Source organism: Nostoc sp. NMS7, from assembly GCF_017115085.1.
Lineage (GTDB): Bacteria > Cyanobacteriota > Cyanobacteriia > Cyanobacteriales > Nostocaceae > Nostoc.
This window is the reverse complement of sequence record NZ_JABXKJ010000135.1, coordinates 1-4641: the sequence shown is the minus strand read 5'-3', so window position 1 is coordinate 4641 and position 4641 is coordinate 1. Positions and strand designations below refer to the sequence as shown.

Annotated in this window: 4 protein-coding genes; 1 reads left to right on the top strand and 3 read right to left on the bottom strand. The window is 41.2% G+C overall.

What is annotated here, in order from left to right; translation table 11 throughout:
• Nucleotides 1-386: 386 nt before the first annotated feature.
• From HWQ38_RS13855 to HWQ38_RS13845, 3 genes are all read right to left on the bottom strand, one after another.
• The gene (locus HWQ38_RS13855; protein ID WP_292794396.1) at nt 387-782 is read right to left on the bottom strand and encodes a hypothetical protein; all 396 of its coding nucleotides are present in this window, start codon (nt 780-782) and stop codon (nt 387-389) included.
• Nucleotides 783-1111: 329 nt separating this feature from the next.
• Nucleotides 1112-1996, bottom strand: coding sequence for an alpha/beta hydrolase (locus tag HWQ38_RS13850; RefSeq protein ID WP_292794394.1), 885 nt, complete (start codon nt 1994-1996; stop codon nt 1112-1114).
• A gap of 83 nt (nt 1997-2079) precedes the next feature.
• Nucleotides 2080-2589 (bottom strand): HugZ family protein, encoded by a 510-nt coding sequence (locus tag HWQ38_RS13845; RefSeq protein ID WP_292794391.1) that lies wholly within the window; start codon nt 2587-2589, stop codon nt 2080-2082.
• A 341-nt stretch (nt 2590-2930) separates the two neighbouring features.
• On the opposite strand from HWQ38_RS13845, the gene HWQ38_RS13840 reads away from it, so the two are divergent.
• A complete protein-coding gene (locus HWQ38_RS13840; protein WP_292794389.1) occupies nt 2931-4415 on the top strand; it encodes a CIA30 family protein in 1485 nt (494 codons plus the stop codon).
• The last annotated feature ends 226 nt before the right edge of the window (nt 4416-4641 follow it).

The window sequence follows — 4641 nt, the reverse complement described above, 5'->3', positions numbered from 1 at the left end:
CGAAAAATAAAAAACAAGGGTAATAGTGACTATGTTGCAATTTAAATGCCGATTACCTTAGTGCGCCTATAGTTATTTTGCTGCTGGTTCTTTTGTTGTTACTGGTTGGCTTAGTTAATTTAGCAATAGGAGAGCGATCGCTGCTGGCTATCATCTAAAAATTCTGCTTTGGATGCAATACGCAGTAGGGTAGCACAGCTAACTATGCTACCCTATTTAATGCCTATATTTTATCCAACTGAGAAACGCTACAATCTCTCATCAGGAAGGGTAAGCGCATTACCCAAGTATTAGAATTCGGTGCTTAGACACCACCGTAACTATTATTACTCATTTATTGGCGAAAAGTTATTAGCACTCGCTGCCAATAGAAGATTGTAACATATTTAGCGTCCAACTTTGTTAGAGATATCTTTGCCTGTCTGTGCTGCACTGTCGCCTACATCACTAGCAGTTTTCTGAGCACCTTCTACGTACCCACCTCCAAATTCTTTAAGGGCTTCTCCTGACTGCTGTCCAATCTTTTGAAGTCGTTCACCAGGAGAACCTTCGGTTTCACGAGCTTCTTTATTCCACTGACCAACTGTTTTTGGTCTTTGAGCATCATTTTGCTCTACCTGTTCTCGAACTCTCTCAGCTAATCCTTTGTCATTGCGCCCATTAGCAACATTCGTCGTCAGCACTAGAAAACCAACTAGGACAACAGCCAAAAAAGATTTTACCTGAAGTCCTTTAAGCAGGGAACTGATATGACCAATCGTCCTAGAAATCAAATTTATCATGCCAATTAGCTTGTTTTTTGGAGTACAAGTAAAGATTAACTATAAAAAGATAATTATCCTTCTAACAAAAGGCATATCTCACTTATAAAAAAGAAAGACTTTTTAAATCTTGGGGAAGAGGTGACTTGTTATACCATTTCACTGAAACCCTGATACATATAGATTTCGCGTAGGGAACATTGCCGTGCCCCTACCAAGGTATTTGTATCATAATTAAACTCAAACAGTATTAGATGCATGAATATTTGCAATTCGTCTATGGGTACAAGCAGAGCAATACTGCCTTTATCTAGAGAGTTTGCATAACAAGGCAACTTTTCAAACATCCTCTAAAGATACCGTTGCAATAGACCAATAAAAACTTCTGGTATTTCTAAATGAGGTAATATTCCGGCATCTGCGATCGCATAAAAACCTCGAATTACACTTGGATTTAAATTTGCTAATCGTCGTCCTAGTTTGATGCTGGTAAATTGTGCCTTTTCTCCCCAAAAAATCACCGTGGGAATTGTCAGTTGCTGAATATATAAACTCAGATCAAAGTAAAGATCGCCTCGCAAAAATGCCAAGGCGGCAAACTTGCCATTAGCTTGTTGTGCAGAGGTTAAATAAGCCTCCACCATCTCTTGAGATATTCGTTGTGACTTGGCAAAAAGAAAACTTTGTAAAAAGTTTCGGACTGCAATTTCATTTTCAGCACCCAGGATGTAAATAAAATTGTCCAACAGAGGCGTATTGATCACCGAAAGCGGAAGTCTGCGTCCAGCACCTTGTCCAAAATCATCAAATCCAGAAGGGGACACCAAAAACAGCCCTTGGAATAAATTGGGTTGAACAATAGCTAGGCGGATAGCAAAAGCGGCTGTTAGAGACGAGGCTACCACAGTCACGGGCTGGCGACAAGTTTGGATGATAAACTCGGCGATCGTACTGAGATAATCCTTAATTTGATAATCACGGACTGGATGAGCCGATTCTCCCCAGCCGATTAAATCGGGGGCTAAAATGTGGTAATTAGAGGCAAAAGCCGGATAAACTTTAGACCATTCATATGCAGACGCCCCACCACCAAAGTTATGCAGAAACAATAGTGGGCGCAAATCTTCAGTATCAGCAAACGCCCAAGGCGCATTCGTTTGGGTATAGTAAACCATTGCCCCCAAGGATGTATGGATGACTTTATGTCCAAAGCCAGGAGGTTGAAACTGAAGCATAAAATTCCAAAGTTTAGTTTAAGTTTAAATAAGAGTCCGAAACTATCTTCTCTACGAAACGCTGGACAAACAATTTTTAATTGTTAACCTTGCTTTTGGTCATTATCTCCTGTGATCTGAACAAGTTGATGGAGGTTATTACCAGTGATGTGATAAGCTGCGCCAAAACCAACTACAAAACGGCCTTCACTGGGAGTTAGCTGGAAAATCCGAAAGTCAGACAAGCCGCGCAAAACATCGATAATTTCACCAAATCGCCTTTGAAATTGCTCAACAATTTGATTCCAATCGTCAGTTTCACGTTCTATCAAAGTTGCCGTACAATCAAAACTCAAACGGCGACGAGCAAAAATTAAATTACTCTTAGCTTCATCCTCGATAAACAAGACATTAATATGCGGATTGGCATAGAGATTTTTGGTATGAGTCGAAAGGCCACTGACGTAAATGTAGATATTCTTAGAATCATCCATTATAAACGGAGCATAACTAGCATTGGGTATTGCCTGGGCGCTCACGGTGCTAATGATTACACTCTCAAATTCTTCAGGAAACTTTTCGTACTCAGCTTGAATGTTTTCAAGTTGGCTCATAAGTAAATTACCGTTTGATTAGGAACACCTAATTAAGTATCCTAACGTGATTGAGCAATCGCATGAAATGCTCAAGATTTAGCTTAATTATATTTAATTGTCAACTAGACGATCGGCAATTAACAATCAAAGTGTGGGGACTGGCTTAAAGACAACTAGGACTTACGCAAGAACTCTTTGAAACTCTTATTCCTCCGTGTCCTCTGTGGTAGCCTGCGGCAAGCTGCTTCTCTACGAGACGCTCCGCGAATGCATCTACGATTTTCCGTTACCTCTGCGTAAGTCCTGACAATATAACTAGCTCATTGGGCTAAACTGAAGAAAGTTATGAGGACGCAAAGATGACTGACAAAAATCGTTCTCAATGGGATTTAGGCAGGTTTATCGAAACCCTGACTTACTTTGAGGTAATTCCTTTCCTTAACTGGGTACAGCAGTTAATCCAAGGGCGTTCTAAGGATAATCAAGATAGACCCAATGGAGGAACAAACATGGGTGTAATATTAGTAGCAGGTGCAACAGGTGGTGTAGGTAAACGAGTCGTAAAGCGATCGCTCGAAGCAGGTTATAAAGTTCGCGCCCTAGTTCGAGACATTGAGAAAGCGCGGTCAATTCTTGGTAATGATATAGACTTGGTAGTTGCGGATATCACTCAACCAGAAACTTTAACTCCTTTAGTTATGGCTGATATCCAAGCTGTAGTTTGTTGTACAGCAGTGCGCGTGCAACCAGTTGAGGGAGACACAGCAGATAGAGCTAAATATTATCAAGGTGTTAAATTCTACCAACCAGAAATTGTTGGCGACACCCCAGAAAATGTAGAATATCAAGGTGTGAAAAATTTAGTCCAAGCGGGGGCAAAATATTTACCCCAAGCAAAGGAAAAACCGATATTTGATTTCACAAAGCCATCAGCAGAATTAAAGGATAACTGGGGGGCGTTGGATGATGTCGTCATGGGTGGCGTGAGTGCCAGTAATATCCAATTAGTAGAAAATGCAGCTTTATTTGCTGGTAATGTCTCCACGGATAACTCTGGCGGATTTGCTTCTATCAGAACTAAAAATTTTGATCCCCCTTTCAACTTATCTGATTACGAAGGTGTAAAATTGCGCGTCAAAGGTGACGGTCAGCGTTATAAAATCTTCCTGCGGACAGATACAAAATGGGATGGCATTGGCTACAGCTATTCTTTCGATACCGTAGCTAATACCTGGATAGATGTTCATATTCCCTTTGCAGATTTGATTCCCGTTTTTCGGGCAAAAATTGTCAAGGATGCGCCGCCAATTGAGCAGAATAGAATTTGTTCATTCCAACTGATGTTGAGCAAATTTGAATATGATGGTGCTTTAAATCCCAAATTTTCTCCAGGTGGTTTTGCTTTAGAGTTGGAATCAATTAAAGCTTACGGCGGGACAACTTTACCACAATTTATCCTCGTCAGTTCAGCAGGTGTGACTCGTCCCGGACGGCCTGGCATTAATTTAGATGAAGAACCGCCAGCAGTGAAATTAAATGACCAATTGGGAGGAATTTTAACTTGGAAGTTAAAGGGAGAAGATAGTTTAAGAGAAAGCGGAATTCCTTATACGATTATTAGACCTTGTGCTTTAACTGAGGAAGCAGGAGGTAAGGAATTAATATTTGAGCAAGGCGATAATATTAAGGGTAGAATCAGCCGTGAGGATGTGGCAGAACTTTGTGTACAAGCGCTAAAACTAGCGATCGCTTGTCATGTCACGTTTGAGGTAAAACAGGGAGATAATACTGTTAACTCTATCGATTGGCAGAAGCTATTTTCTAACTTAGAACCGGATAATTAACAATTCAAAATTTACGCATTGTTCGCGTGGTCACTGAGCAGTTCGACAGGTCTTAGCTCACTGTGTCACCTTGCCGTTCGCGCAGCGTCTCGTAGAGAAGGGCAGCGTCTCGTAGAGAAGAGAGTTTCAGACTCTTATTTAAACCCCGATGCTTCCTGACTTGTGCCGAGGGCAGCCGAGGTAGCTTGTCGTACCACTTCGTGGAAGCAAGCTACGCGTAGCGTCC